The sequence below is a fragment of the Pseudomonas sp. LBUM1648 genome, from assembly GCF_059716145.1.
The window spans coordinates 4,557,122-4,583,261 of sequence record NZ_CP166808.1; the positions used below are offsets into that span (position 1 = coordinate 4,557,122).

General features: G+C 59.2%; 27 protein-coding genes and 1 pseudogene. 19 read left to right on the plus strand and 9 right to left on the minus strand.

The features are described 5' to 3' along the window. The first annotated feature begins 153 nt into the window (after positions 1 to 153). The 8 genes from ACA043_RS20575 to ppnP all read left to right on the plus strand — a co-directional run bounded on the left by ACA043_RS20575 (position 154) and on the right by ppnP (position 9,420). Positions 154 to 1,938, plus strand: coding sequence for an acyclic terpene utilization AtuA family protein (locus tag ACA043_RS20575; protein ID WP_497657827.1), 1,785 nt, complete (start codon positions 154 to 156; stop codon positions 1,936 to 1,938). Between the two features lie 12 nt (positions 1,939 to 1,950). Then, complete coding sequence (locus tag ACA043_RS20580; RefSeq protein ID WP_497657828.1) at positions 1,951 to 2,820, plus strand: SDR family oxidoreductase; 870 nt, start codon at positions 1,951 to 1,953, stop codon at positions 2,818 to 2,820. A 3-nt stretch (positions 2,821 to 2,823) separates the two neighbouring features. Further along, complete coding sequence (gene atuC, locus ACA043_RS20585; protein WP_497657829.1) at positions 2,824 to 4,440, plus strand: geranyl-CoA carboxylase subunit beta; 1,617 nt, start codon at positions 2,824 to 2,826, stop codon at positions 4,438 to 4,440. A 30-nt stretch (positions 4,441 to 4,470) separates the two neighbouring features. After that, positions 4,471 to 5,628 carry a citronellyl-CoA dehydrogenase gene (gene atuD, locus ACA043_RS20590; protein ID WP_401267163.1) on the plus strand — a complete coding sequence of 386 codons (1,158 nt, stop codon included), beginning with the start codon at positions 4,471 to 4,473 and terminating at the stop codon, positions 5,626 to 5,628. Further along, positions 5,625 to 6,422 carry an enoyl-CoA hydratase/isomerase family protein gene (locus tag ACA043_RS20595; RefSeq protein WP_497657830.1) on the plus strand — a complete coding sequence of 266 codons (798 nt, stop codon included), beginning with the start codon at positions 5,625 to 5,627 and terminating at the stop codon, positions 6,420 to 6,422. The genes atuD and ACA043_RS20595 overlap by 4 nt, the downstream gene beginning before the upstream one ends. A gap of 67 nt (positions 6,423 to 6,489) precedes the next feature. Beyond that, positions 6,490 to 8,451 (plus strand): acetyl/propionyl/methylcrotonyl-CoA carboxylase subunit alpha, encoded by a 1,962-nt coding sequence (locus ACA043_RS20600; protein ID WP_497657831.1) that lies wholly within the window; start codon positions 6,490 to 6,492, stop codon positions 8,449 to 8,451. Positions 8,452 to 8,521: 70 nt separating this feature from the next. Continuing rightward, positions 8,522 to 9,064, plus strand: a complete 543-nt coding sequence (locus tag ACA043_RS20605) for a 3'-5' exonuclease (RefSeq protein WP_187679545.1) — start codon at positions 8,522 to 8,524, stop codon at positions 9,062 to 9,064. A gap of 71 nt (positions 9,065 to 9,135) precedes the next feature. Continuing rightward, positions 9,136 to 9,420, plus strand: a complete 285-nt coding sequence (ppnP, locus tag ACA043_RS20610) for a pyrimidine/purine nucleoside phosphorylase (RefSeq protein WP_169914502.1) — start codon at positions 9,136 to 9,138, stop codon at positions 9,418 to 9,420. Positions 9,421 to 9,494: 74 nt separating this feature from the next. On the opposite strand, the gene ACA043_RS20615 is transcribed toward ppnP, so the two are convergent. Both ACA043_RS20615 and ACA043_RS20620 read right to left on the minus strand, forming a co-directional pair. Continuing rightward, positions 9,495 to 10,301 carry an MOSC domain-containing protein gene (locus ACA043_RS20615; RefSeq protein WP_187679546.1) on the minus strand — a complete coding sequence of 269 codons (807 nt, stop codon included), beginning with the start codon at positions 10,299 to 10,301 and terminating at the stop codon, positions 9,495 to 9,497. A 92-nt stretch (positions 10,302 to 10,393) separates the two neighbouring features. Continuing rightward, complete coding sequence (locus ACA043_RS20620) at positions 10,394 to 11,329, minus strand: chemotaxis protein CheV (RefSeq protein WP_003226705.1); 936 nt, start codon at positions 11,327 to 11,329, stop codon at positions 10,394 to 10,396. A gap of 453 nt (positions 11,330 to 11,782) precedes the next feature. Between ACA043_RS20620 and ACA043_RS20625 the strand changes: the two genes are divergently transcribed. From ACA043_RS20625 to ACA043_RS20635, 3 genes are all read left to right on the plus strand, one after another. Next, positions 11,783 to 12,253, plus strand: a complete 471-nt coding sequence (locus ACA043_RS20625) for a hypothetical protein (RefSeq protein ID WP_187679547.1) — start codon at positions 11,783 to 11,785, stop codon at positions 12,251 to 12,253. 489 nt (positions 12,254 to 12,742) lie between these two features. Next, positions 12,743 to 13,636: a sensor histidine kinase gene (locus ACA043_RS20630; protein ID WP_401267229.1), complete on the plus strand. Its 894-nt coding sequence runs from the start codon at positions 12,743 to 12,745 to the stop codon at positions 13,634 to 13,636. Next, the gene (locus ACA043_RS20635) at positions 13,633 to 14,292 is read left to right on the plus strand and encodes a response regulator (RefSeq protein WP_187679548.1); all 660 of its coding nucleotides are present in this window, start codon (positions 13,633 to 13,635) and stop codon (positions 14,290 to 14,292) included. The genes ACA043_RS20630 and ACA043_RS20635 overlap by 4 nt, the downstream gene beginning before the upstream one ends. Here the strand turns inward: ACA043_RS20635 and yegS are convergent. Beyond that, a complete protein-coding gene (gene yegS, locus ACA043_RS20640; protein ID WP_497657832.1) occupies positions 14,276 to 15,193 on the minus strand; it encodes a lipid kinase YegS in 918 nt (305 codons plus the stop codon). The genes ACA043_RS20635 and yegS overlap by 17 nt on opposite strands. A 314-nt stretch (positions 15,194 to 15,507) precedes the next feature. Here yegS and ACA043_RS20645 point away from each other — a divergent pair, with 314 nt between their 5' ends. Next, positions 15,508 to 15,816 carry a hypothetical protein gene (locus tag ACA043_RS20645; protein WP_187679575.1) on the plus strand — a complete coding sequence of 103 codons (309 nt, stop codon included), beginning with the start codon at positions 15,508 to 15,510 and terminating at the stop codon, positions 15,814 to 15,816. Positions 15,817 to 15,873: 57 nt separating this feature from the next. Here the strand turns inward: ACA043_RS20645 and ACA043_RS20650 are convergent, their stop codons facing one another. Both ACA043_RS20650 and moaB read right to left on the minus strand, forming a co-directional pair. Further along, on the minus strand, positions 15,874 to 17,100 hold the full coding sequence (locus tag ACA043_RS20650) for a molybdopterin molybdotransferase MoeA (protein ID WP_497657833.1): 1,227 nt from the start codon (positions 17,098 to 17,100) through the stop codon (positions 15,874 to 15,876). Continuing rightward, on the minus strand, positions 17,084 to 17,623 hold the full coding sequence (gene moaB, locus ACA043_RS20655) for a molybdenum cofactor biosynthesis protein B (protein ID WP_187679551.1): 540 nt from the start codon (positions 17,621 to 17,623) through the stop codon (positions 17,084 to 17,086). Before moaB ends, ACA043_RS20650 begins: the two co-directional genes overlap by 17 nt. A gap of 81 nt (positions 17,624 to 17,704) precedes the next feature. Here moaB and mobA point away from each other — a divergent pair, with 81 nt between their 5' ends. Further along, entirely contained in the window at positions 17,705 to 18,307 is a 603-nt protein-coding gene (mobA, locus tag ACA043_RS20660) for a molybdenum cofactor guanylyltransferase MobA (RefSeq protein WP_187679552.1), read from the plus strand. Positions 18,308 to 18,385: 78 nt separating this feature from the next. Beyond that, positions 18,386 to 18,607 carry a YgdI/YgdR family lipoprotein gene (locus ACA043_RS20665; RefSeq protein ID WP_187679553.1) on the plus strand — a complete coding sequence of 74 codons (222 nt, stop codon included), beginning with the start codon at positions 18,386 to 18,388 and terminating at the stop codon, positions 18,605 to 18,607. 81 nt (positions 18,608 to 18,688) lie between these two features. Here ACA043_RS20665 and ACA043_RS20670 read toward each other — a convergent pair whose 3' ends face one another. The 3 genes from ACA043_RS20670 to ACA043_RS20680 all read right to left on the minus strand — a co-directional run bounded on the left by ACA043_RS20670 (position 18,689) and on the right by ACA043_RS20680 (position 20,317). After that, on the minus strand, positions 18,689 to 19,579 hold the full coding sequence (locus ACA043_RS20670) for a pseudouridine synthase (RefSeq protein WP_497657834.1): 891 nt from the start codon (positions 19,577 to 19,579) through the stop codon (positions 18,689 to 18,691). 71 nt (positions 19,580 to 19,650) lie between these two features. After that, on the minus strand, positions 19,651 to 19,968 hold the full coding sequence (locus ACA043_RS20675; RefSeq protein WP_003226726.1) for a transcriptional regulator: 318 nt from the start codon (positions 19,966 to 19,968) through the stop codon (positions 19,651 to 19,653). A gap of 112 nt (positions 19,969 to 20,080) precedes the next feature. Further along, complete coding sequence (locus ACA043_RS20680; protein ID WP_401267145.1) at positions 20,081 to 20,317, minus strand: glutaredoxin family protein; 237 nt, start codon at positions 20,315 to 20,317, stop codon at positions 20,081 to 20,083. A gap of 209 nt (positions 20,318 to 20,526) precedes the next feature. Between ACA043_RS20680 and ACA043_RS20685 the strand changes: the two genes are divergently transcribed. Next, the gene (locus ACA043_RS20685; protein WP_187679556.1) at positions 20,527 to 22,239 is read left to right on the plus strand and encodes a cation:proton antiporter; all 1,713 of its coding nucleotides are present in this window, start codon (positions 20,527 to 20,529) and stop codon (positions 22,237 to 22,239) included. Here the strand turns inward: ACA043_RS20685 and ACA043_RS20690 are convergent. Continuing rightward, positions 22,236 to 23,443 (minus strand): annotated as a pseudogene (locus ACA043_RS20690) (ammonium transporter). The gene ACA043_RS20685 and the pseudogene ACA043_RS20690 sit on opposite strands and share 4 nt — an antisense overlap. Before the next feature lie 306 nt (positions 23,444 to 23,749). On the opposite strand from ACA043_RS20690, the gene ACA043_RS20695 reads away from it, so the two are divergent. The 4 genes from ACA043_RS20695 (at position 23,750) to ACA043_RS20710 (ending at position 26,077) form a co-directional block, all read left to right on the plus strand. Further along, a complete protein-coding gene (locus ACA043_RS20695; RefSeq protein WP_122591936.1) occupies positions 23,750 to 24,064 on the plus strand; it encodes an ElaB/YgaM/YqjD family protein in 315 nt (104 codons plus the stop codon). A 2-nt stretch (positions 24,065 to 24,066) separates the two neighbouring features. After that, positions 24,067 to 24,453, plus strand: coding sequence for a phage holin family protein (locus tag ACA043_RS20700; RefSeq protein ID WP_497615058.1), 387 nt, complete (start codon positions 24,067 to 24,069; stop codon positions 24,451 to 24,453). Further along, positions 24,450 to 24,788: a hypothetical protein gene (locus ACA043_RS20705; protein ID WP_497657835.1), complete on the plus strand. Its 339-nt coding sequence runs from the start codon at positions 24,450 to 24,452 to the stop codon at positions 24,786 to 24,788. Before ACA043_RS20700 ends, ACA043_RS20705 begins: the two co-directional genes overlap by 4 nt. 125 nt (positions 24,789 to 24,913) lie before the next feature. Continuing rightward, positions 24,914 to 26,077 (plus strand): EAL domain-containing protein, encoded by a 1,164-nt coding sequence (locus ACA043_RS20710; RefSeq protein WP_401267136.1) that lies wholly within the window; start codon positions 24,914 to 24,916, stop codon positions 26,075 to 26,077. Positions 26,078 to 26,140 lie beyond the last annotated feature (63 nt).

Genomic DNA, 26,140 nt, shown 5'->3' on the forward strand with positions numbered 1-26,140 from the left:
CCCCCTGAAACCGCAGGGTTGCGCGCAATTTAAGCCGCCGACGGCGACCAAGCAAGCGCTTGGGTAGAAGATAGTTTCAGTTGTTTACAAACCAAGCGCTTGCTTGGTAGCCTCCAGACACTTCTGTCGCAGGTTCCTGAGTCGGAGACAAAAATGCCCACAACCGTTCGCATCGGATGCGCCAGTGCCTTCTGGGGTGACACGTCAACCGCCGCCGCGCAGCTTGTGGCGGGAGGATGCCTGGATTACCTGGTGTTCGATTACCTGGCCGAGATCACCATGTCGATCATGGCCGGCGCACGCATGAAAGACCCGCAGGCCGGGTTCGCCGGTGACTTCGTCGACGTGCTGACGCCGCTGCTGCCACAGTTGGTCGAGCAGAAAATCCGCGTCATCAGCAATGCTGGCGGGGTCAACCCTCAGGCTTGCGCTACTGCGCTGCGAGCGGCGTGCGACAAGGCCGGCGTCGAACTGAAAATCGCCGTCCTGCTGGGCGATGACTTGCAACCGCAATTCAAACAACTCACCAGCATCAGCGAAATGTTCACCGGCGCCCCTCTGCCACCGATGTGCGTATCGACCAACGCCTACCTCGGTGCCCCTGGCATCGTCGAAGCCCTGCGACTGGGCGCCGATATCGTCATTACCGGCCGGGTAGTCGACAGCGCCGTGGTCAGCGCAGCGCTGGTGCATGAATTCGGCTGGTCGTGGCACGACTACGACAAACTCGCCCAGGCCGCGCTGGCCGGACACATCATCGAATGCGGCGCGCAATGCACCGGCGGCAACTTCACCGACTGGCGCGACGTGCCGGATTACGAGCACATCGGTTTCCCGATCATAGAAGTCAGCGCCGACAGCCAATTCATCGTCAGCAAACCCGAAGGCTCCGGCGGACTGGTCACGCCGCTGACCGTTGGCGAGCAGATGCTTTATGAAATCGGTGATCCGCAGGCCTATCTGTTGCCCGATGTGGTCTGCGATTTCAGTCAGGTCAAACTTCAGCAACAAGGTAAAAACGCAGTGCATGTGCACGGCGCCAAAGGCCTGCCTCCCAGCGACAAATACAAAGTCAGCGCCACCTGGCCGGACGGCTTCCGCTGCACCGCCAGTTGCCTGATCGCCGGCATCGACGCGGTGGAAAAAGCACAACGCGTCAGCCAAGCGATCATCGACAAGACCGCCGAGATGTTCAGTCAACGAGGCTGGGCACCTTATAGCGAAACCAACATTGAACTTCTGGGCAGCGAAGCCACTTACGGCCCCCACGGCCAGCGGCGCGACAGCCGCGAAGTGGTGATAAAAATTGCGGTGCGCCATCCGCACAAACAGGCGCTGATTGTGTTCTCCCGGGAAATCGCCCAGGCCGCGACCGGCATGGCCCCGGGGCTGACCGGCATCGTCGGCGGACGGCCGACGGTCTATCCGGTGATCCGGCTGTTTTCGTTCCTGATCGACAAAAGTGCCTGCGCGCTGCACGTCGAAATGGCCGGTGAAAAACATCCATGCGCCCTGCCCTCACTGACCGCACTCGACAGCCACGATCTACCAATCGCCGATCAACCCCCCAAACCTCAAGGCCGCGCCGACGCCAGTGTTGCGCTGGTGAAACTGGCCGTGGCGCGTTCCGGTGACAAGGGCAACCACAGCAACATTGGCGTCCTGCCACGCCGGCCCGAATACCTGCCGTGGATCGCCGAAGCGTTGACCCCGGCGGTCATCGTCGACTGGATGAGCCATGTCCTCGACCCGATTCACGGTCGGGTCGAACGCTGGTATTTGCCCGGCACCCACAGCCTGAATTTTCTCCTGGAAAACGCCCTCGGCGGCGGTGGCGTGGCCAGTCTGCGCATCGATCCGCAAGGCAAAGCCTTCGCCCAGCAACTGTTGGAAATCCAGATCCCGGTGCCACAGAGCATCGCCGAGCAGTTCGACTAGAGGATTGTTTGCATGGCTTACGCGTCGATTTTCACAGCCGATCTGTTCAGCGGCCAAACCATCATCGTCACCGGTGGCGGCAGCGGCATCGGTCGCTGCACCGCCCATGAGCTCGCAGCCCTCGGCGCCAATGTGCTGCTGGTCGGGCGCAAGCCGGAAAAGCTGCAAAAGGTTGCTGCCGAGATCGCCGAGGACGGTGGTCACGCGCACTGGAAAGCATGCGATATCCGCGATGAAGAAGCCGTCAAACTGCTGGTCACCGAGTTGATCTCAGAACATGGGCCGATCCACGGACTGGTCAACAACGCCGGTGGCCAATACCCGTCGCCGCTGGCTTCTATCAATCAGAAAGGTTTCGAAACCGTGCTGCGCACCAATCTGGTCGGCGGTTTCCTGATGGCGCGGGAAGTGTTCAACCAGTCGATGAGCAAGCACGGCGGCAACATCGTCAACATGCTCGCCGACATGTGGGGCGGCATGCCCGGCATGGGCCATTCCGGCGCGGCACGGTCGGGCATGGACAATTTCACCAAGACCGCAGCGTTCGAGTGGGGTTATGCCGGGGTGCGAGTCAACGCGGTTGCGCCGGGCTGGATTGCGTCCAGCGGCATGGACACCTACGAAGGCGCGTTCAAAGCGGTGATCCCGACCCTGCGCGAACATGTGCCGCTCAAACGCATCGGCACCGAGTCGGAAGTCAGCGCGGCGATTGTGTTTCTGCTCAGCCCGGCAGCGGCATTCATCAGTGGCAGCACGCTGAAAATCGACGGCGCCGCCAGTCTCGGCAGTCGGGCATGGCCGTTGCACAAGGCGACGCACAGCGAGTCGTACAACGGTTTCCACCGGGCGTACCTTCCGGACGTACTCAAGGACAAGGAGTAAGCCATGGCGCAGATCCAGTCCCAACTCGATCCGCACAGCGAAGCATTCGCCCGCAACCGTGCGGCGATGCTTACGGCCATCGAGCAAGTGCAACAACTCGAACAGAACTTGCTGAACAAGGCCGCCGAAGCCAAGGCGAAATTCGACAAGCGCGGGCAATTGCTGCCGCGCGAACGCCTGAACCTGCTGCTCGACCCCGGCGCGCCGTTCCTCGAACTGGCCAGCCTCGCCGGTTACAAACTGCACGATGACAAGGACGGCAGCGCGGCCGGTGGCGGGCTGATTGCCGGCATCGGTTACGTGTCGGGCATTCGCGCGATGGTGGTGGCGAACAACAGCGCGATCAAGGGCGGGACGATCTCGCCCAGCGGCCTGAAAAAATCCCTGCGCCTGCAACAGATCGCCCAGGAAAACAAACTACCGGTGATCACCCTGGCCGAAAGCGGCGGCGCCAATCTCAATTACGCGGCGGAAATTTTCGTCGAAGGCGCGCGCAGCTTTGCCAATCAGGCGCGCATGTCGGCGATGGGCTTGCCGCAGATTACCGTGGTTCACGGTTCGGCCACGGCGGGTGGCGCTTATCAACCCGGGCTGTCGGATTACGTGGTGGTGGTGCGCGGCAAAGCCAAGCTGTTTCTCGCCGGCCCTCCGCTGCTCAAAGCGGCGACCGGTGAAGTGGCTACCGATGAAGAACTGGGCGGCGCCGAGATGCACGCGCAGGTCGCCGGCACTGCCGAATACCTGGCCGAGAACGATGCCGACGGCGTGCGTCAGGTTCGGGAAATCCTGCGCATGTTGCCGTGGAATGAACAACTGCCGTGGCTGCCGGAACCGCAGTACAAGGAGCCGCTCTACCCCATCGACGAACTGCTCGGGCTGATCCCGGACGATCCGAAAAAGCCTTATGACGTGCGCGAAATCATCGCGCGCATCGCCGATGAATCAGAGTTCCTCGAATTCAAGGGCGAGTTCGATCAGCAAACCATTTGCGGCCAGTTGAAAATCCAGGGCCGCGCCTGCGGCTTCATCGGCAACAACGGCCCGATCACCCCCAACGGCGCGAGCAAGGCTGCGCAGTTCATCCAGCTGTGCGACCAGAGCCAGACGCCGCTGCTGTTTTTCCAAAACACTACCGGCTTCATGGTCGGTACCGAATCCGAGCAGCAAGGCGTTATCAAACACGGCTCGAAACTGATTCAAGCGGTGGCCAACGCACGGGTGCCTAAACTGACGATTGTCGTCGGCGGCTCCTACGGCGCCGGCAACTACGCGATGTGCGGACGCGGTCTCGATCCACGGTTCATCTTCGCCTGGCCCAACAGCCGCACGGCGGTGATGGGTGGCGCCCAGGCCGGCAAGGTGCTGCGCATCGTCACCGAAGCCAAACAGCTCAAGGACGGGCTGGTGCCTGATCCAAAAATGCTCGACATGCTCGAACAGGTCACCGCGCAGAAACTCGACAGCCAATCTACCGCGCTGTATGGCAGCGCCAACCTGTGGGACGACGGGCTGATCGATCCACGCGACACGCGCACCCTGCTCGGCTACCTGCTGGATATCTGTCACGAAGCGGACATTCGCGCACTGCAACCCAACAGCTTCGGCGTCAGCCGGTTCTGACCGCCACGGATCTTACGGAGAACAATAAAAATGATCTTCACCCCGGAACACGAAGCGCTGCGCCGCACCGTCCGCCAGTTTGTCGACCATGAGATCAATCCGCACGTCGAGGAATGGGAAAAGGCCGGACGCTTTCCGATCCACGAGATTTTCCGCAAGGCTGGCGAACTCGGTTTGCTAGGGATTTCCAAACCGGAAAAATTCGGCGGCATGGGCCTCGATTACAGCTATTCGATTGTCGCGGCCGAAGAGTTCGGCACCATTCACTGCGGCGGCATTCCGATGTCGATCGGCGTGCAGACCGACATGTGTACCCCGGCGCTGGCGCGCTTCGGCTCCGATGAACTGCGCGAAGAATTCCTCCGTCCGGCGATCACCGGCGAGCAGGTCGGCTGCATCGGAGTTTCCGAAGTCGGTGCCGGCTCTGACGTTGCCGGGCTCAAGACCAGCGCGCGCAAGGATGGCGACGACTACGTGATCAACGGCAGCAAAATGTGGATTACCAACTCGCCGAGCGCCGATTTCATCTGCCTGCTGGCCAACACTTCGGACGACAAGCCGCACATCAATAAGTCGCTGATCATGGTGCCGATGAACACGCCCGGGATCAGCCTCAGTTCGCATCTGGACAAGCTCGGCATGCGCAGTTCGGAAACCGCCCAAGTGTTTTTCGACGACGTGCGCGTGCCGCAGCGCAATCGCATCGGTCACGAAGGCGCAGGCTTCATGATGCAGATGCTGCAGTTTCAGGAGGAACGTCTGTTCGGTGCGGCGAACATGATCAAGGGCCTGGAATACTGCATCGACAGCACCATTGAGTATTGCAAGGAGCGCAAGACCTTCGGCAGTGCACTGATCGACAATCAGGTGATCCACTTCCGCCTCGCCGAACTGCAGACCGAAATCGAATGCCTGCGCGCGCTGGTCTATCAGGCCACCGAGCAGTACATCAAAGGCCAGGACGTCACCCGTCTCGCTTCGATGGCCAAGCTGAAGGCCGGGCGCCTTGGTCGCGAAGTCAGCGACAGTTGCCTGCAATATTGGGGCGGCATGGGTTTCATGTGGGACAACCCGGTGGCCCGCGCCTATCGCGATGTGCGACTGGTGTCGATTGGCGGCGGCGCCGACGAAATCATGCTGGGGATCATCTGCAAACTGATGGGTATTTTGCCGGGGAAAAAGAAATGAGCACCCTGCCCGCTTGCCAGACGCTGCTGCTGGAGCTGCACGGCGGCGTACTGCACATCACCCTCAATCGCCCGGACAGCCGCAATGCGATGAGCCTGCAGATGGTCACCGAATTGCGCGCCGTGTTCGCGGCCGTTCACGATGACCGGACTGTTCGGGCCCTGGTGCTCAGCGGTAGCGGCGGACATTTCTGTGCCGGTGGCGACATCAAGGACATGGCCAGTGCCCGCGCCCAGGGAGCCGACGCTTACCGTGATTTGAACCGGACGTTCGGCGCGCTGCTCGAAGAAGCTCAGCACGCGCCGCAAGTGCTGATCTGCGTATTGCAAGGCGCGGTCATGGGCGGCGGATTTGGTCTTGCCTGCGTAAGCGACATCGCAATTGCCGACCACAAAGCGCAGTTCGGCTTACCGGAAACCAGTCTCGGTCTGTTACCGGCGCAGATCGCCCCGTTTGTGGTGCAACGCATCGGCCTGACTGAAACCAGACGCCTGGCCCTCACCGCTGCGCGTTTCGACGGCCATCAGGCTCGGCGGTTGGGGCTGGTGCATTTTGTCGAGCAGGATGCACAAGCGTTGGCCGAGCGGTTGGATGAGGTGCTGCAACATGTTTTGTGCTGTGCACCAGAGGCGAATGCCATGACCAAACAACTGCTGCTGGCCAGTGCCGGGCAGCCATCGAGTGAGCTGCTGGATGAGGCGGCGCAGTGGTTCAGCGAAGCGGTGACGGGTGCCGAGGGAATCGAAGGAACCATGGCGTTCATGCAAAAACGCAAACCCGGGTGGGCCACCTGACCCTGTGGGAGCGGGCTAGCCCGCGAAGAGGCCAGCACATACACCGCAACTTTCGAGGGAACAGCCCATGCCCGCCATCCACAAAATCCTGATCGCCAACCGCGGTGAAATCGCCTGCCGTATCCAGCGCACCGCCCAAGCCCTCGGCTATCGCACCGTCGCCGTCTACAGCGATGCCGACGCCGATGCACTGCACGTGCAAATGGCCGATCAAGCCGTGCACATCGGCCCGGCGCCGGTGCAGCAGTCGTATCTGAACATCCCCGCCATCCTCGACGCGGCTCGCCGCAGCGGGGCCGATGCAATCCACCCCGGCTACGGTTTCCTCTCGGAAAACGCCGAATTCGCCCGAACCTGCGAACAGGCCGGGCTGATCTTCATCGGCCCGAGCGCCGACGCCATCGAATTGATGGGCAGCAAACGCCTGTCGAAACTCGCCATGCTCGATGCCGGCGTACCGTGCATTGCCGGTTATCAAGGTGCAGAACAGGACGACGCAACGTTGCTGCGCGAAGCCGAACGCATCGGATACCCGCTGATGATCAAGGCAAGCGCCGGCGGCGGCGGGCGCGGTATGCGTCTTGTGCACAACGCTGACGAGCTGCCTGCACAACTGCGTACCGCCCGCTCTGAAGCCCTCAATGGATTTGGCAGCGACGAATTGATCCTCGAACAAGCACTGATCGAACCGCGACATGTCGAGGTGCAACTGTTTGGCGATCACCACGGCCACCTGATCTACCTTGGCGAACGCGACTGCTCGATCCAGCGGCGCCATCAAAAAGTCATTGAAGAAGCGCCCTGCCCGGTCATGACCGCCGAGTTGCGCCAGGCCATGGGCGAAGCGGCGCTCAAGGCTGGGCGCGCGGTGAGTTACGTCGGCGCCGGCACTGTGGAGTTCCTGCTCGACGCGCGCGGGCAGTTCTACTTTCTGGAGATGAACACCCGCTTGCAAGTGGAACATCCGGTGACTGAATTGATCACGGGGCTGGATCTGGTCGCCTGGCAATTATCGGTCGCCGAGGGGCAGCCGCTGCCGTTGACCCAGGAGCAAGTGCTACTCCATGGTCATGCGATGGAAGTACGGCTGTACGCCGAAGATCCGACGCAAGATTTTCTCCCGCAAACCGGCCGCATCGAAGCATGGGAACCGGCGCTTGAGCACGGCGCACGAATCGATCACGGCCTGTTCGAAGGGCAATCGGTCAGCCCGTTCTATGACCCGATGCTCGGCAAACTGATCGCTCACGGCGCTACTCGTGAAGAGGCGCGGCGCAAACTGCTGCGTGCGGTGCAGGACACCGTCTTGCTGGGCGTGCAAAGCAATCAGCGATTACTCGACAACCTGCTGCAACATCCGCAGTTCATCAGTGGCGAATTCAGTACCGGATTCATTCCTCGGCACTTCAGCGATCACCCAAGCCTGCACCCGTACACACCGAGTGCCGAAGAACTGGCCATTGCCGCTGTGCTGTTTTACCAGGCATCCGCTCGACAGCACCGAGCGCCCTTGAGCCATTGGCGCAACAACGCCAATGTACCGCTGCACTATCGGCTTGGCCTCGATGAGCAGAACTGGACCGTGCAACTGCTCAAGCTCGCGGGAGAGGTGATTCAGGTGCAAACCGCGGAACGCTCCCTTGAACTGAAACTGATTAATCACAGCGAAAAATCGGTCACGCTGGAAATCGACGGCCTGCGCCAACGTCACGCCTATCGCCTCGATGTCGGGCAACTCTGGCTGTTCACCCATCCCGGCAGCCTGCGCCTGGAGGATCGAACTCATGCCGTGATCGGCAGTCAGACCAGCGTCAGCTCCGGCACCTTGAAGGCGCCGATGGATGGCGCCATCGTCGACGTACTGGTCAGCGAAGGCAGCGCGGTCAGCAAGGGTCAATTGCTGGTGGTGCTGGAGGCAATGAAAATGGAGCACCCGCTCAAGGCCGGCATCGACGGCGTGCTCAAGCGGGTGCAGGTCAAGGTCGGCGATCAGGTAAAAAATCGTCAGGTTCTGTTGCAGGTAGAGTGAGTCGCCAGGCGCAAACGCAGGGTTTGACTACGCTCTGATCTATCAGGACGCGGAAATCAGGAACCCTGCGATGCCCCATTGGCTGGTCATTGATCTGGAAGCCACCACCGACGAGGGTGGCTGGCCGGTTACGGAAATGGAAATCATCGAAATCGGCGCCACGCTGGTCGATCGTGCGGGGCGCGAACAGGATCACTTTCAGCGTTTCGTCAAACCCACACGTCGGCCATTGCTGACGCCGTTTTGTCGTGAACTCACGCACATCACCCAGGCCAATATCGACACGGCGCAGCCTTTGACGGAGGTCTGGCCAGCGTTCGAGCGCTGGCTTGGTCAGCATCAGACACGTCTTGAAGGCTGGGCGAGTTGGGGCGATTACGACCGCAAACAGTTATTGCAGGAATGGCAGCGGCTACAACTTGACAGCGCCTTGAGCCGGGTGCCGCATATGAACCTCAAGCAACGCTTCGCCAAGGCCCGGCGCCTGGAACGGCCATTGGGGCTCAACGGCGCGCTGCAACTGGCCGGCATGCAGTTCAGCGGTCAGCAACATCGGGCGCTGGAGGATGCGCGCAATACCGCACGCTTGCTGCCGCTGGTTCTGCCGCTTTAGGGGCGTGACGGCGTTAATGGCCTTGTGCATACTGGCCGCCCCACTTTTTAGCCCTTTTCGAGGAATCGCCCATGTTTAAAGTCAACGAGTACTTCGACGGTACCGTCAAGTCGATCGCCTTTGGCACTGCTGAAGGTCCGGCGACCATCGGCGTCATGGCTCCGGGCGAATACGAATTCGGCACGGCCCAGCGTGAAATCATGCACGTTGTTTCCGGCGCACTGAGCGTCAAATTGCCCGACAGCAACGATTGGGAAACCTTCGCCGCCGGCAGCCAGTTCAACGTACCGGCCAACAGCAAGTTCCAGCTGAAAGTCGCAGTCGACACCGCTTACCTGTGCGAATACCGCGGCTGAGTCCACGGCTTTCCCCCGGCGTAATAAAAATGCCCGTGTCCAAAGACACGGGCATTTTTCATTTCAGGGTTGGGTTACTCGAGAATTTCCACCGGCATCCCGACCTCAAGACGACCATTGCTGTCATTCACCAGATTCTGCCCGAACATCGCGCCATCGGCCTGCGCGCGAGTCTTTTGCAGCGTCGCCAGCGGTTCGCGATCAGCGCTGCGCTCGCCCGTTTGCGGGTCGATGGTGGTGAGGATGCAGCGTGAGCACGACTTGACTACGCGGAACTCGACATCGCCAATACGAATACGCTTCCAACTGTCTTCGGCATACGCGTCGCTGCCTTCAATGACCAGATTCGGCCGGAAACGCAGCATTTCCAGCGGCCGTCCGACCTGTTGCGCCAGGTGCTGCAGCGACGCTTCACCGATCAGCAACAACGGAAAACCATCGGCGAATGCGACCTGATCGTCCTCCTTGCCGTAACCAGCCTGCGTCGTACGCGCACGATCCACAGGCACCTGCACCAGACGGGTCGGCTTACCGATGAAATCACTGACCCACTTCGCTGCGTCATCGCCAGCGTCCGGCACCCGCAAGGTGTCACGCCAAATGGTCACACCACGCAGTTCGGCACCGCTGTCCGGCACGGCGATTTCAATCGACGCATGCGAAGGTGCGCTGAGCGTCAGTCCGCCGTGGGCATTCCACAGTGCCGACAACTGGCTCATCTTCGCTTCTGCGCGCTGAGTCAGGAAACGCCCGCTGGCTTCGTCCACCAGCATCCAGCGTCGATCACCCTCAAGCCCCAGCTTGTCCAGGCTGATCCCTTGCAGAACCTCGCCTTTGCCGGATTTCAACGGGTAACGATAAAGCGCGCTCAGACGCAGCATGGCCAGCTCCCTGATGGGTAAAAAACGCCACCCTATACGAGCTTCATCAACGAATCAAAGGCTGACATGAAGTCAGCCTTTGAGCAGGGCTATCAGGCCGGCACTTCATCGAGCATCAGACGCTGGCGAACCACATCGACCAGTTTGTCCGGCTGGAACTTGGAGAGGAAATTGTCGCAGCCGACCTTCTTCACCATAGAGTCGTTGAAACTGCCGGACAGCGAGGTGTGCAACACCACGTACAGCCCACGCAGGCGTGGATCGTTGCGGATTTCGGTGGTCAGGCGATAGCCGTCCATCTCCGGCATTTCCGCGTCGGTGAACACCATCAGCAGTTTGTCGGTCATGTTCACGCCGGTGTCGGCCCAGGCCTTGAGCATGTTCAGCGCCTTCAGGCCATCGCTGGCAATGTGCATTTTCACGCCGAGCTGGCCAAGCGTGTCACGCAATTGCGAGAGTGCCACGTTGGAGTCGTCCACCAGCAGCACTTCTCGGCCACGGGCACGTTCCAGCACCGGATCATCAAGCTTGTCGCGCGATACCTTGGCGTTGTACGGGACGATTTCGGCGAGCACTTTTTCGACGTCGATGATTTCCACCAACTGATCGTCAACTTTGCTGATCGCGGTCAGATAGTGCTGGCGGCCAGCACTGGTTGGCGGCGGTAGAATGGCTTCCCAGTTCATGTTGACGATGCGATCCACACCACCGACGAGGAAGGCCTGCACCGAGCGGTTGTACTCAGTGACGATGATGGTGCTGTTCGGACCGGGTACCAGTGGACGCATGCCGATCGCTTGCGAAAGGTCGATCACCGGCAAGGTCTGCCCGCGCAGATTGACCACACCGCAGACAAACGGGTGACGCTGAGGCATGAGGGTCAACTTTGGCAGTTGCAGAACCTCCTGAACCTTGAACACGTTGATCGCGAACAATTGCCGTCCGGCCAGGCGGAACATGAGAATTTCCAGGCGATTCTCACCCACCAGTTGCGTGCGTTGGTCTACCGTGTCGAGAATGCCGGCCATCAATGACTCCTGGGCTTGTTCTGATGAATTCACTAAGAGGTGTTATCGGCTGTAAATGCTGAATCTTGATCCCCGCAGAAATCACTATCAAAATGCCACATCAGGGCATTGATGTCACATTAACATCATGCTTTACTGGCCCCGTGTTTTTCATCTGCTAAAGTCTTCGCGGCGCGACCTCGGTTTGCACGGTAGGTTCCCGCGCCTAAGGGATTCCCCTAGTAACAATCAGGCCCAACCTGATATTCGCAATATCCAATAGCCATTAATGTGACGCCATTCTCATTGCATGAACGGAGTCAGGCTATTGTGTGCGATCGCAGTTCAGCGGAAACAAACCCTCTGGAACCTCTCAGCCTGTGTACCTGCACGTCTGGGCGCGATCTCCCGACGATTCACGATCGTCGTCACACACGGCATTCCCTCATCAGACATGACGTTGTGGAGATAAGCATGCCAATCGACCGTAAAGAGTGGGCGCAACGGTTCCCCGAATTTCTTGTCGAAGCTGAAACGCTCCTGGCCAAGTCCGAAGAATGCCTCAGTCATCTGCAACTGATCAGCAACGACAAGGACGCCATCGACTGCATGCTCAGCACGCTCCTCAAGCTTGCCAGCAGAGCTGAAGCCCTGGCGCTTGAAGCGATTTCCGAGTTTTCCCTGCATATTTACGGCTTGCTCAATCTGGCTCAGGACCACGTCGACCTGCACCAACAGGCCCTGGATGCATTGAAGGATTGCTTCACACTGATGGCCTGGCAACTTGAACTGGTCGACCAGAACACCGGACAACTGAGCCTCGATAACAGTGAACAAACCTTGCTGATCGAGGCCTTCGCCTTTCAAGTTGGTCAACCCGAGTTTCAACCAGCGCTCACAGCCAAACGCTTGCCCCTCTTGTCCTTTTCGGAGCGCCAGGCCTGATAGGGTGTGATCCACCGCTGACAAGATCGCCGTTCGCATCGTCCAATGTCGCAATTGAACAGTTCATACCTGCCAGCGACAAATCGAATTAAATAATCACACCTGACAGAGGCGAATATTTCCAGCCGGGCTCAGGGTTTGCCTGTGTCTAAAGAACCCAACTTCAGGCAACACCGATATCTATCGATGACAATAAATCGATTCCCCCCAGTTATGGAACTCGCGTCCAACATGGCGTATTTGCTGGCTCATTGGACATATATAGCGAACGCGACCAACGGTATCTTAAGTGGTATTATGCCGCCCACTAGTTGCCTTCTAGTTAATGGCACAGTGACTTCAGAGAAAGACATCCTACGAAGTTGGCAGTCAAAATACGTACACTGAACCACGTTGAAATCAATAACATAATTGACAGCATTTTCAGACAGAGACCCGCCAGCCACCGGCCGGTCTGCCCGCAGCGAAAATCCATTGGCTCCATCCGTTATGTACGCCAGCCTCAAGTCGATCACAACATGGCCACCCTCCCGGGAAAATGCACGCCGGTTCACGCTCATACTGTGTATCGCGGCCACACTTGGCAGCCTGCTGACCTATGGTTTTTCCACACAGATCGGCCTGGGACTGTTGCTGCTGAACATCGCCGCCACCGCCTGCGTCTGGGTGCAATATCGGCTGTCGCGCAAATCGATCAAATTCCAGCCGCAAGAACTCGCTGACCGCCTGCTGGAAGTCCAGGAAAACGAACGCCATCGCCTCAGCCGGGAGCTGCACGACGATATCGGCCAACTGCTGACGGCCGCCAAACTTCAGAGCGACTGGCTTAAACGGCGCATGCCGGAAGACTTGCAGGAGCAATGCACGGCGCTTTGCGACACCCTTGAAGAAACATTGAACAAGGTGCGCGATGTCTCGGCCATTCTCAATCCACGTCAACTGACCAGCCTCGGTCTTGAGGCCAGCCTGCGTGCGCATCTGCTCAAGACTTTAACCAACACCAGCGTGCACTGGAGTCTCGATTGCCAGCAGCGCCTCAACGGCATTCCGGAAGAAATGGCGGTCGCTGCCTTTCGCATTACCCAAGAGGCCGTGACCAATATCCTGCGACACGCGCAGGCAAGAAATCTGTTGATACGCGTGCAACGCCTGCCAAAAGGCCTGACATTGCTGATCAGCGATGACGGAAAGGGATTCGCTCCGGCCGCGAATCCGGGTCGTGAAGGACAACGCGGCATGGCCGGGATGGCCGAACGGATCGAACAATTGGGTGGCACCCTGAGCGTCATTAGCGAACCGGGCAAAGGCACTCAAATCGAAGCACTTTTCCCCTGGGCGCCCCGCGCACTCGAGCGGGCCAGTACGAATAAGGTTATGCGTTGACTTGTAACTTACTTCTGGTGGATGACCACTCGCTGATCAGGGCCGGCGTGCGCGCTCTGGTGCTGGATATTCCCGGTTACGCGGTGATTGGCGAGGCCAACGACGGCTCGCAGTTGCTCGAGATGGTCGAGCAACTGAGCCCCGATATCGTGCTGCTGGACATATCCATGAAGGAAACCGGCGGCCTGGAAGCCCTGCAGCGGCTCAAGCGGGTGCGTCCGCAGAGCAAAGTGCTGATCCTGTCGATGCACACGGACCCCGCGCTGATCATGCAGGCACTGGAATCCGGCGCCCACGGTTATCTGCTCAAGGACACCACCGCCACCGAACTCGAGCACGCGCTGGAAGCCTTGCGCAACAACGAGCGTTACTTGAGTCCGGCCATCGCCCACACCGTGATCACCCAAGCGCTGACCCGCAATCAGAAGCAACAGCCGGAAATCGCCGACTCGCACAATCTGACCGCCCGACAGTTGGAAATCCTGCGCTTGATCGTGCGGGGCAAATCGACCCGGGAAATTGCCAACGGCCTGGGCTTGAGCATCAAGACCGTCGAGACCCACCGCTCGCAAATCATGAAGCGTCTGCAAATCTACGATGTGGCAGGCTTGGTGCTGTTCGCCGTGCGCGAACAGATCATCAGTCTGGACGATTGAGAGGCTGCTTGACGGTCAACAGAGGCGAGTCCTTCGGCAGGTGCACCTGCAACGCCGCAGGTCTTGCCTCGAATCGCATGCTTTCGCCTTCCAGCGGTTCACCATCAAGATTAATGTACAGCCCCTCGGCGACCTTGATTTCGACCCACGGCAAACGGGTTCGCACAAACATGTTGTCGATGCCAAAACCGTCGCTCAGCAGACTCTTCAACGTGCCGACCAGCTCCTGTGGCGCTGGCAAGATGCTGACATCCAGTAATCCGTCGTCGGCCAGTGCCTGCGGACACAGCACATGCCCGCCTCCCGCCTGACGACCATTACCGATCCCCAATGCCAGCAGCTCACCGCTCCAGTGAAAATCCGGCCCCTGCAGCTCGCCATATGCGGCATGTAACTCGCTGAATCGTGACAGACCGGTGAACAGATAGGCCGCACCGCCCAGCACTTTCTTCAGATCCTCTGAAGTATTGGCCGTGACCTGACTGCCAAAACCACCGGTGGCCATGTTGAGAAAAATCTGCCCGCCCACTTCACCCAGATCAATATCACGCGCTGGTACATCGAGAAGCTCAAGCGCCTCGGCCGGCTCCAGCGGGATTCCCGCTGCGCGGGAAAAATCGTTGGCAGTCCCCAAGGGCAAAAGTACCAGACTGGCTTTCCCCGGATGCGCCGCGAGAGCTTCGGCGATATCGCGCAAAGTGCCGTCTCCGCCACCGGCAATGATCTGCCGATAGCCATCCGCCAGCGCTTGCTCCACCCATCGTTGGGCATCGCCTGCCTCCCAGGTCAGACGCACTGCCAATTCCCAGCCTTGCTTGCGTTTGTCCTCGACTGCGGCGCGAACCGCCTCGTTGAGTGCCTGCTTGCCATGCAGAATCAACAGTGCCCGGCGTTCACTCATAGCGTCACTCCCTGAATTGAATCGGTTGAAACATCTTGACCGCAGCGGCACCTAAAAAAGCCGCAAGAATGACAATTAATTCAAGCGACCGGACGAGGCGTCTTACACAGCGGTATTTTTTCTTACAAAACAAGAGGAATCGGCTTAATTGACCAAGCTCGGCCATTGGTTCACCGTGTGTCGGCGGTATCAATCATCCCAATAACACAAGGACGTGCATGTAATGAGTCGATACACCCCGAGTTTTTTTAACAGCTCGACAGATGGAAAAGGTTACTGGCTTCTATCCGAAACAGCCGCTGTTGGATTTTTCCATGCAGAGCCTTGAAGCCAGAATGCCAGTGAGTCCGGTTGGCCCTCTCGCCGAAAGTCGCGCGAACCCCAAGTCCGAGTTCAAAAGCAACGCCAAGACCACTGGAGAAGTTGATATGGAACCTCGTGTTACCGAGCTGGAAACCCACCTCAAATACATTCGACGGGACATGGACGAAGTTCGTAGTGACGTCAGAACAATCAAACACCGTCTTGCCTATTCGGCGGGTGCAACAGCAGTAGTACTGGCTCTGCTGGGTTGGGTGGCCAATAGCCGATTCGACCAGCTTGTTACGCTGATCAGCCATTGACTCAGAGAAACATTGCAGGCTTCGACTGTTTCAGCCGACGCCTGCATTTACGCTCGATCAGCCCAGTAGATCACTCAGTGGAATGAAAACGACCTCATCCCCTACATTCAGAGTGCGGCCTTCCAGCACTTCAACCAATCCATCTGCCCACGCGGCACTGCGCAGCACACCGGAACTCTGGTTACGATAGATCGTCGCCCGCCCTTGCTCGAGACGCCCACGCAGGTATTCACGGCGATTGCCGGCAACCGGCCAGGTGAAGCCTGCCGGCACCGGGAACTTCAGAGGCTCGACATCCCGCACTCCCTGCCGGCGCAACAGGTAGGGGCGAGCCAGCAGAGCAAAGGTCACCAACGTCGACGCCGGGTTACCAGGCAAACCGATGACCGGCACATTGCGGAAATGTCCGAATGTCAGCGGTTTTCCGGGCTTGATGGCCAGTTTCCAAAGAGCCAGTTCGCCCTCTTCTCGCAGGGCAATACCCAGAAAATCCGCTTCACCTACTGATACACCACCGGTGGAAAGTATCAGATCAACATTCTGCAACTCACCGAGCCGGGCACGGGTGGTGGCAAGGTCATCAGGAAGAATGCCAGCGTCGATCACCTCACAGCCCAGACGCAGTAACCAGCTGCACAGCAACACCCGATTACTGTTGTAAATCTGCCCCGGCCCCAATGGCTGACCCGGTTCGACCAGTTCGTCGCCAGTAGAAATCACCGCAACTCGAACCTTGCGCACAACTTTCAGCCCGGCGCACCCCAGCGACGCGGACAAGCCTTGTTCAATCGGACCAAGTCGCGTTCCGCCGGGAAGTATCAGTTCCCCGACGGTTGTTTCCTGGCCTTGGGGGCGAATGTTCTGCCCGATCTTCAGAGCTTCAACGAAACGCACGCTTCCATCGGACTGAACGTCAGCGTTTTCCTGCATTTCCACGCAATTGGCACCAGGTGGTATCGGCGCCCCCGTGAAGATTCGCGCACAGGTACCGGGTTTCAAAGCTTCCGGAGACTGCCCGGCAAACACCTTTTGACTAACCGGCAGCGGTTCGCCCGCCCAATCCGAGAGGTTCAAGGCATATCCGTCCATGGCACTGTTGGGCCAAGGTGGCAGATCCAGGGTCGAAACCAGATCTTCGGCCAGTACCCGACCCTCGACTTGAGCCAGTGGCAAATATTCGTGCTCGACGATTGGCGAGGTCTCAGCCATTTCCAGCAGTCGCGCCAGCGCCACTTCGACGGGCATCAACGAGCCCGTCTTGCCCGGCTTACCCACGGGATTCACAAGGCGCTGCCTGTTTCAGATGAGGAACGAAATTGCACGGACGGTGACGAGCGTCCAGTTGCTCACCCAAAATCCCATCCCACCCCGTACGCACGGCATTGGTCGAACCCGGCAAGCAGCAAACCAGCGTGCCATTGGCCAGACCGGCCAGCGCTCGGGATTGCACGGTCGAGGTGCCGATATCGGCCACCGATATCTGCCGGAACAACTCCCCAAACCCATCCACTTGCTTGTCGAGCAGACACGTGACGGCTTCAGGGGTGCTGTCGCGGCCCGTGAACCCGGTGCCACCGGTGATCAGCACCACCTGCACGACATCGTCGGCAATCCAGTTGGCGACTTGCGCGCGAATTTTGTAGAGGTCATCTTTGAGCAGGACCCGCGCTGCCAGATTGTGGCCGGCGGCCGCCAGTCGGTCGACGAAGACCTGGCCTGAAGTGTCGGTTTCCAGGGTTCGGGTATCGCTGACAGTCAGAACCGCAATATTGAGCGGCACGAAAGGTACATCAGCCTTGGCTTTCATAGGCTCTTCCAGTTGTAGGGAAAACAGCCCGGTGTTATATCACAGCGCCCCCTTTTTTCGCCGCCCCTCCGGAGAGCTGCCATGACCTTTGACACGCAACTGCCGCCCTGCTCCATCTTGCTTTTGGCGGGTGGACGCGGGCAACGCATGGGCGGTCAGGACAAAGGTCTGGTGGAGTGGCTGGGCGAGCCGTTGATTGCGCATCTACAGCGCAAGACCCGTCCGCTCACCGATGACCTGATCATCTCCTGCAACCGTAATCGTGAGCGTTACGCGCCGTTCGCCGATCAGTTGGTGGTGGACGACGAGGGTGACTTTCCCGGTCCGTTGGCCGGTATTCGCGCCGGCCTGAAAGCCGCACGCCATTCGCATCTGTTGGTATTGCCCTGCGATGTCCCGCGTATTGATGGTGCGTTGCTACAAAGCATGCGCGAGACCGCGAATCTGCATCATGACAAACCATTAATGTTGCGCCATGACGAGCACTGGGAACCGTTGTTGTGCGTGATCCCGGTCGCCCTCTTACCGGCCTTCGAAGACGCATGGAATGCCGGGGAACGCAGCCCCGGGCGGGTCATGCGCGGTCTCGGCGCCACCGCGCTGCACTGTCCCGACAACGACCCACGGCTGGCCAACCTGAACACCCCCGACCTGTTAAATGCGCACAACACTGTGTCAGACTGACACTATTCAAGGAACTCTCACGCCTTGTATACGTCTCAAGCTCAGTAACCAAAAGAATTCCCATTCGGAGACACACTCATGACTCAACGGACCCTCGCCACTTTCATGCTCGCACTGGGCCTAGCTACCCTCGCCGGTTGCTCGTCGCCAACAGTGATCACCTTGAATGACGGTCGCGAAATCCAGGCCGTCGACACCCCGCAATACGATGATGATTCGGGCTTCTACGAGTTCAAACAGCTCGACGGCAAAGAAACCCGCATCAACAAGGATCAGGTTCGTACCGTTAAAGAGTTGTAAGCTCTGGGTCGACACCGGATACAGAAAAGCCCGCATAGATATGCGGGCTTTTTCATGGGCGCTCGAAAAATGGCACCGATGTCACCATTGCAGGGTGATGCGACTTTCGAATTCACGTTCCTCACCGGTCACCGGATCGATAAAGCGCAGCCCTTGTGCCAGTAATTTGAGTGGATTGGCGTAGTCATCCTCGACGTCTTTCAGTGCATCCGGGTAAAACGGATCGTTGCAGATGCTCGCCCCCAACGCGGTCATGTGCACGCGCAGTTGATGTTTCTTGCCGGTCACCGGATACAGGCCGTAGCGCCAGAGATCGCCGTTCTTTTCCCGGACTTCCACAGCCGTTTCGGTGTTGCTGACGCCCGGCCCCTCCTGCATACGGAAAAAAGGCTCGCCATCAATAAGGCGGCTTTTGTGCACCAAGGGGAAACTGAGTTCAGGCAATGCCGGAGCAATCGCTTCGTAGCGCTTGTCGATCTGCCGTGTCGGGAACAGCGACTGATACGCGGAACGGGTTTGCGGATTAGCCGAGAAGATCACCAGCCCCGCCGTATGCCGGTCGATGCGGTGCAGTGGCACCAGATGAGGATTGTCCAGCCGACGAATCAGCCTGCGCAGCAAGGTTTGCTCGACATACTCGCCGGCCGGGGTCACCGGGAGAAAGTGAGGTTTGTCAGCCACCACCAGATGTTCGTCGGCATAAAGAATCGACTCGACCATCGGTATCGGTTTTTCGTCCGGCACTTCGCGAAAGTAGTGAATCCGCAGGCCTTCCTTGTAGGGCAAGTCCAACGCAATCGGCTGACCTTGGCCATCCAGCACCCGCCCCCGGGCAATCCGGTCCAGCCACTGCTCGCGCCCAATGGCACTGAAATGCTCGCACAAACAATCAAGTACGGTCAGCCAAGTACCCGGCGGCAGGTACAGTGTGCTGGCCTGATTGTGTGCAGCGGAAAATGTTGATGTGGACATACGGAAACTCGAACCATTAAAGCAGTCCGGCATTATCCAACACTGGGGGAAACGAACCTAGCGCTGAATCCTCAGGCGGGAATCGACTTGAGCGCCGCCGCCTCGGTGAATTCCTTGAGCCAGCGCAACACGTCGACCGCCTCCCAGCGGCCCGGGTCGTACAAGGCGTAGAGCAAACCCTGATAACCGACCACATCCAACTGCTTGTGATAACCGGCGCGCTGAAACAGGGCTTCGATCTCGGCAAAACAGGTATTGAAATGCAGTTTGTTGAATGGCGTCTTGCCCTCCGTGACCAACCCGTCCAGGCGCAATTCGAGAACGGCCTCGCGCACCACATCAACCGACATCCGGTTAACGCTGTTCTTCAACTGTTCGACATTGACCACGGTTCATCCCTCTGACCCAATTACTGTATGAACATACAGTAACCGAACAAGCCGGGAAGTGCCAAGGGCTGGATGCTCGTGAGCGACCAGCGGAATGCTGCATGAAAGCTGATTAACGGAGAAACGCCACGACCTCATCGGCGCTGAACGGCCAGTCCAGTTCAGCCCCGGTGTCGATTCGACGCAGTACCGGAATCCGCAGGCCGTAAGCCTCAAACCAGCGCTCGTCCTCGGCGATATCAACCAGCTCAACGAGCAAGCCGTGCTCGACAAAGGGCATCAGTTCAGCTTCCGCGACTTCACACAGATGACACCCCAAGGTGCCGAACAGCTGACATTCAGGAGGCATGATGGCTTCGACCAGAAATGAGTGCGCCTATTCTATGCCGCCCCTGAAAACCCGTCGAGCCACCGCAGCCCGAAGGCTTAAGCGTATTTGTGGCGTTTCACTCGCAAAACCCTGACGCAAATCAGCCCGCTGAAAAACCAATTACGCAATGCTCCCGGTCTTTTTGCCTCTACGCTTGAGAAGCCAGAGCCCTGACATCGGAGTGTCCAGTGTTTGCCAACCTGTTGATCATCCTCGCCTCGTCCCTCGTGGTGATTGCGCTGTTCCGTCGCCTGCGATTGCCGCCGGTGTTGGGCTACCTGTGCGTGGGCTTGCTCGTCGGGCCGAGTGCCTTCGATTGGGTCAACGAGAGTGAACACCTCCCCGACGTGGCTGAACTGGGTGTGGTGTTCCTGTTGTTTTCGTTGGGCCTGGAGTTTTCCCTGTCGAAGATGATTGCGCTGCGCCAGGTCGTATTTCGTCTGGGCAGCCAGCAGGTTCTGATCAGCACGGCGCTGTTGGGTCTGCTGCTGATGTCGCTGGGCATGCCGATGACTTCTGCACTGTTGCTTGGCGCAGGACTGTCGCTGTCGTCCACGGCGATCGTGACCAAAGAGCTGGGCAGCCTCGGCGAAGTGTTCAGCAGTCACGGCCAGAATGCCGTCGGCGTTCTGCTGTTTCAGGACGTGGTCGCGGTCTTGCTGCTGACCCTGGTGCCGGTGTTCGCCGGAAGCAGTGATCAGGTCTGGTATTGGGCATTGCCGATGACCCTGGCGAAAACCGTGGTGCTGTTTGTCGGTCTGCTGCTCGCCAGTCGCTGGTTGTTGCCTCGGCTGTTCCATGAAGTGGCTGCGTCGCGCTCGGCTGAGTTATTCGTACTGTTGGCGCTGGTGATCGTGCTGTTGACCGCATGGCTGACTCACTTGCTCGGCCTGTCCCCTGCCCTTGGCGCTTTTCTCGCCGGCATGCTGTTGGGTGAAAGCCACTACCGACATCAGATCGAAGCCGATATCCGGCCTTTCCGCGACATTCTGCTCGGGGTGTTTTTTGTCAGCATCGGCATGCTGATCGACCTGCAATTGTTCGTCAGTCACAGCCTGCTGATCCTCGGCCTGACCCTCGGTTTGATGGTGATCAAGGGCATCGTGGTGGCGCTGCTGGTGAAGTGGCGCGGCAGTGACAGTGAAACCGCGTGGCGCAGTGGTTTGGCGCTGGCCCAAGGGGGAGAATTCTGCTTCGCACTGATGGCGCAGATGCAACAAAACAGCCTGATGCCGGCAGAGTTGGGCGCCCTGCTGCTCGCGGCGACGTTCTGCTCAATGCTGCTGACACCGCTGTTGCTGCGTGCGGCACCACGTATCGCCGCGGTCCTGCACCGCAAACCCAATCAGGAAGCACAGATCGAGGAGATCAGCGCGCTCAACGCCAGTCTCGACAAGCATGTGGTGATTTGCGGATACGGCCGCGTCGGTCAATCGATCGGCCGTTTCATGCGCAACGCAAAGCAGCCTTACATCGCTCTGGACAACGACCCGGTGCGGGTACAGGAAGCCTCGAGCGGGGAAAGTGACGTGCATTACGGCGACTCCTCTCGCGGCGAACTGCTGACCGCCATCGGCCTGATGCGTGCGCGATTGCTGGTGATTGCCGTGGATCAAAGCGATGTCGCCCTGCGCATCCTCAAGGAAGCTCGCCGACTCAATGCGCACGTGCCGATTCTGGTGCGCACCCGTGACGACAGCCAATGGGCCGAACTGAAGGCCGCCGGCGCCACCGAAGTGGTGCCGGAACTATTGGAATCGAGCCTGATGCTCGCCTCGCATGCCTTGATCATGCTCGGCCTGCCAGCGCATCAGGTACAGGAGAAAGTCGATCAGGTGCGCATTGATCGCTATCGCCTGCTGCACGGTTTTTATCCCGGGGCCGACGATGTTGAAAATTAGTCCTGACTCACCGCGCCGATTTTGTGCAACGACAGATCGGCGCCGTAATACTCTTGTTCCTGACTCAGGCGCAGGCCATGCAGCGCCTTGATCACGCCGTAAACGACGAAGCCGCCGATCAGCGCCACCGCCACGCCGAGCGCAGTGCCGATCAACTGGCTGATCAGGCTGACGCCACCAAGACCACCGAGCGCTGTCTGGCCGAAAACCCCGCAGGCAATCCCGCCCCACACGCCACACAATCCGTGCAACGGCCATACGCCCAAGACGTCGTCGATGCGCCATTTGACCTGCGCGGCGGTAAAGCACCAGACGAACAGAGCACCAGCAATGGCGCCGGTCACCAGTGCGCCGACCGGATGCATCAGATCAGAACCTGCACAGATCGCCACCAACCCGGCCAACGGGCCGTTGTGCAGAAAGCCCGGGTCATTGCGCCCGACGATCAACGCCGCCACCGTGCCACCGACCATCGCCATCAACGAGTTGACTGCCACCAGTCCGCTGACACCCTGCAGCGTCTGTGCGCTCATTACGTTGAAGCCGAACCAGCCGACAATCAGAATCCACGAGCCCAGCGCCAGAAACGGAATGCTCGACGGAGCGAACGCGACCAGTCGACCATCGCGATAACGCCCATTGCGCGGGCCAAGCAGCAGCACCGCCGCCAGCGCCAGCCAGCCGCCCATGGCATGTACCACCACGGAGCCGGCGAAATCATGGAACGCCGCACCAAACTGCGCCGTCAGCCAGGCTTGCAGGCCATAGTTGCCATTCCAGATCATCCCTTCGAAAAACGGATAAATGAACGCCACGATCAGCGCTGTGGCACACAACTGAGGAACGAAACGCGCCCGCTCGGCAATGCCGCCGGAAATGATCGCCGGGATCGCTGCGGCAAAGGTCAGCAGAAAGAAAAACTTCACCAGCCCATAGCCATGATCGGCACTCAGCACCGCCGCCGGCTGCATGAACGTCACGCCGTAGGAGATCCAATAGCCTATAAGAAATAGGCCAGGGTCGAGACGGCGAAATCGCTGAGGATCTTCGACAAGGCGTTGACCTGGTTTTTCTGGCGCACCGTACCGACTTCCAGAAATGCGAAACCGGCGTGCATCGCCAGCACCATCACCGCACCGATCAGAATGAACAACGTATTGGAGCTGTGAACCAACGTGTCCACAGCGCTTTGCAGATTTTCCATAAAGAGGCAGACCTGGCAGGTAAATAGAGCACCAAATCAGTTCATACGAGCATTTCATGCACCAAGTTGCGACCGCGCAGTCATGGATCAGGCTGTCCGATGAACCGCTTTGGCGCACAAGGTCGATGCCCTGATACGAACCGTGGTTATTTGAGTTAAGGTTTTCCCGCTTGTACGCTCGGCAACAGCGCACGACTGTCGGGCGACGCACCACGACGTAGCAAAAGCTGTACCAGTCATTTGTACTGAACCTTCGCGCAAGGCTCATACTCGAACGCTTCAGACGCCACTTACGGAGATCCACCCATGGCCAGCATCAAGGCAAAGACTGCTCAAGAAATCCTGATGAACGACTTCCAGACATTGGTCGCCGACACCGAACGGTTGCTCGAGCACACCGCCACTCTGGCCGGCGATCAGGCTGATGAGCTGCGTGAACAGATCCACGACAGCCTGCTGCGTGCACGGGAAACCCTGAAGCTGACCGAAGACACCCTGCGCGAGCGCGGTCAGGCGGCGGTCACCGCCACTGAAGACTACGTGTCGGCCAATCCGTGGCAATCCGTCGGCATCGCTGCCGGTGTAGGTTTTCTGATCGGCCTGCTGGCTACTCGGCGCTGATTATGTCGATCGGTGAATCCGGCCCGGCTGCGGGCACCACTTCCTCCACGCGGCGTCTGGGCGCCGCTGTCCTTGGCTTGCTGCACAGTCATGTCGAATTGTTCGGCATCGAATTGCAGGAGCAGAAAGCACGTACCGTCAGCCTGTTGCTGTTCGCAGGCTTGGCCTTGGTGTTTGCCCTTCTGTTGCTGGTAGGTTTGTCGACGCTGGTGTTGATCGTGTTCTGGGATACCTATCGCCTGCCCGCGATTATCGGCCTGTGCGTGTTCTATACGCTCGCGGCCGCTTTCTGTGGATTGCGCCTCAAGGCTGCGGTCTTCGATGAATCCTCACCCTTCCACGGCACGCTCGAAGAGCTGGCCAACGACCGGGAGCGTCTGCTGCCATGAGCCTGCCTGAACTTCCACATAACAGCTCTCGTCGGGAAATGCGCAAGGCACTGATCCGCCTGCGCATGGAAATGCATCGTCAGGAAATCCGTCACGAAGCCGGGCAAGTGCTGCAACCCTTGCAGCGCATGCGCGGCATGTCGCAAAACCTGCAAGGCGGATTCGGCATCAAACACGCGCCGTTGTGGGGCGTGGCCGCTGTCACCCTGCTGGGATTCATCACCGGTAAGGGCGCGAAAAGCGGCGGCGTCGGTGGCCTGAGCCGACTGGTTCGCCTCGGTACCAGCCTCGGGCCACTGATCAAACTGGTCATGCAGAGTTCGGGCAAACGCTGACCTCTCGCAACTGGCTACATTCTTGCAATACCTTCGGGATGAACCTCTTTCTAGAAGAGGTTCAATCCTGAACGCCTACCCGGTCGGCAGGTTTCAACCAGAACAAGAACGACTAAGGAGGCCCCGTGATCGACGGGCAACCGCTCGCCTGTTTTCAGCCTTTCATCGATACCGCCACTGGACGCATCGCCGGCGTCGAAGCCTTGGGCCGCCTGCGCCAGAGCGATGGACAATTGACCTCGGTCGGGCCGCTGTTCGCTGACCCGCGCACGCCGGCCATGGCCCTGCGCCGCCTCGACCGGCAGATCCGCGACAACGCCCTGAGCCGTCTGCATGAAGCCCCGGCTGACTGGTTTCTCAGTCTCAATATGTCGCCGCGCTGGATCAGTCGCCTGCGCCCCGACCAGGCCCTGCCCAGCCTCAAGCAACTGGCGCGACACAACGTTGATCCACAGCGCATTGTGTTCGAGATCACCGAACTGGGCGGCAATGGCCAACGTCTGGCCGAAGTGGTTGCGCGTTATCGCGAGGCTGGGGCGCGGATTGCCATTGATGATTTTGGCGCCGGCTATTCGCAACTCGATCGAGTGCTGGCGCTGCAACCGGACATCCTCAAGCTCGACATGCGACTGTTTCAGGCCGCCGCGTTGGGCGGGCCGAGCAGTGATGTGGTCAAGGCCCTCGCGCAAATGGCCGAGAAAACCGGCTGCTGGATCATTGCCGAAGGGGTCGAAACCGAGGCGCAGCTGAATTTCGCTCTGGAATGCGGATCGCGCTACGTACAGGGTTTCCTGTTCGCTCGGGCGCAGGAGGCGTTCTTTGCCACCGACGCCTTTGTGCAGCGCTTTGCCGAGCTGCGCCAGCGTTACGTTCAGCAGAAGCTCGCCGAGCGTGGGCGATTGATGCAGATGCGCCAGCAACTCAGTGAATTGATGGCGATCCTGCAAAAATGGGCGCAAGCCCGTGCGCCACTCAGTGCATTGCCCCACCTGGAAGCATTTCCATGGCTGCTGCGGTTTTATCAGTGCGACCGCCACGGCACGCAACTGACCCCCAATCTGGAATGGCGCCACAACGGCTGGATCGCCGACAACCGCTATCTGGGACACAACTGGTCGTGGCGTCCGTACTTCTATCATCTGTTGGCCGAAGGTTGGGACGAACGGCGTCTGACCCTTTCCAATACCTACCGAGATGCCACCAGCAATCAGTATTGCCTGACGGCCGGGCAGTTCTTCGACAATGGCGAACGCCTGCTGTTGATCGATATCGATGCTGCAGGATTATAGTTCCGCTTGCAGGCATACGGCTGAACCGGGAAGCTAGGTCAATTCAGTCACCTGACGGAGAGA

Bases quoted from the DNA above. Each gene is read 5' to 3' on its own strand.
- ACA043_RS20575 (WP_497657827.1), top strand. From the start codon at position 154: ATGCCCACAACCGTTCGCATCGGATGCGCCAGTGCCTTCTGGGGTGAC.
- ACA043_RS20580 (WP_497657828.1), top strand. From the start codon at position 1,951: ATGGCTTACGCGTCGATTTTCACAGCCGATCTGTTCAGCGGCCAAACC.
- atuC (WP_497657829.1), top strand. From the start codon at position 2,824: ATGGCGCAGATCCAGTCCCAACTCGATCCGCACAGCGAAGCATTCGCC.
- atuD (WP_401267163.1), top strand. From the start codon at position 4,471: ATGATCTTCACCCCGGAACACGAAGCGCTGCGCCGCACCGTCCGCCAG.
- ACA043_RS20595 (WP_497657830.1), top strand. From the start codon at position 5,625: ATGAGCACCCTGCCCGCTTGCCAGACGCTGCTGCTGGAGCTGCACGGC.
- ACA043_RS20600 (WP_497657831.1), top strand. From the start codon at position 6,490: ATGCCCGCCATCCACAAAATCCTGATCGCCAACCGCGGTGAAATCGCC.
- ACA043_RS20605 (WP_187679545.1), top strand. From the start codon at position 8,522: ATGCCCCATTGGCTGGTCATTGATCTGGAAGCCACCACCGACGAGGGT.
- ppnP (WP_169914502.1), top strand. From the start codon at position 9,136: ATGTTTAAAGTCAACGAGTACTTCGACGGTACCGTCAAGTCGATCGCC.
- ACA043_RS20615 (WP_187679546.1), bottom strand. From the start codon at position 10,301: ATGCTGCGTCTGAGCGCGCTTTATCGTTACCCGTTGAAATCCGGCAAA.
- ACA043_RS20620 (WP_003226705.1), bottom strand. From the start codon at position 11,329: ATGGCCGGCATTCTCGACACGGTAGACCAACGCACGCAACTGGTGGGT.
- ACA043_RS20625 (WP_187679547.1), top strand. From the start codon at position 11,783: ATGCCAATCGACCGTAAAGAGTGGGCGCAACGGTTCCCCGAATTTCTT.
- ACA043_RS20630 (WP_401267229.1), top strand. From the start codon at position 12,743: ATGTACGCCAGCCTCAAGTCGATCACAACATGGCCACCCTCCCGGGAA.
- yegS (WP_497657832.1), bottom strand. From the start codon at position 15,193: ATGAGTGAACGCCGGGCACTGTTGATTCTGCATGGCAAGCAGGCACTC.
- ACA043_RS20645 (WP_187679575.1), top strand. From the start codon at position 15,508: ATGCAGAGCCTTGAAGCCAGAATGCCAGTGAGTCCGGTTGGCCCTCTC.
- moaB (WP_187679551.1), bottom strand. From the start codon at position 17,623: ATGAAAGCCAAGGCTGATGTACCTTTCGTGCCGCTCAATATTGCGGTT.
- mobA (WP_187679552.1), top strand. From the start codon at position 17,705: ATGACCTTTGACACGCAACTGCCGCCCTGCTCCATCTTGCTTTTGGCG.
- ACA043_RS20665 (WP_187679553.1), top strand. From the start codon at position 18,386: ATGACTCAACGGACCCTCGCCACTTTCATGCTCGCACTGGGCCTAGCT.
- ACA043_RS20670 (WP_497657834.1), bottom strand. From the start codon at position 19,579: ATGTCCACATCAACATTTTCCGCTGCACACAATCAGGCCAGCACACTG.
- ACA043_RS20680 (WP_401267145.1), bottom strand. From the start codon at position 20,317: ATGCCTCCTGAATGTCAGCTGTTCGGCACCTTGGGGTGTCATCTGTGT.
- ACA043_RS20695 (WP_122591936.1), top strand. From the start codon at position 23,750: ATGGCCAGCATCAAGGCAAAGACTGCTCAAGAAATCCTGATGAACGAC.
- ACA043_RS20700 (WP_497615058.1), top strand. From the start codon at position 24,067: ATGTCGATCGGTGAATCCGGCCCGGCTGCGGGCACCACTTCCTCCACG.
- ACA043_RS20705 (WP_497657835.1), top strand. From the start codon at position 24,450: ATGAGCCTGCCTGAACTTCCACATAACAGCTCTCGTCGGGAAATGCGC.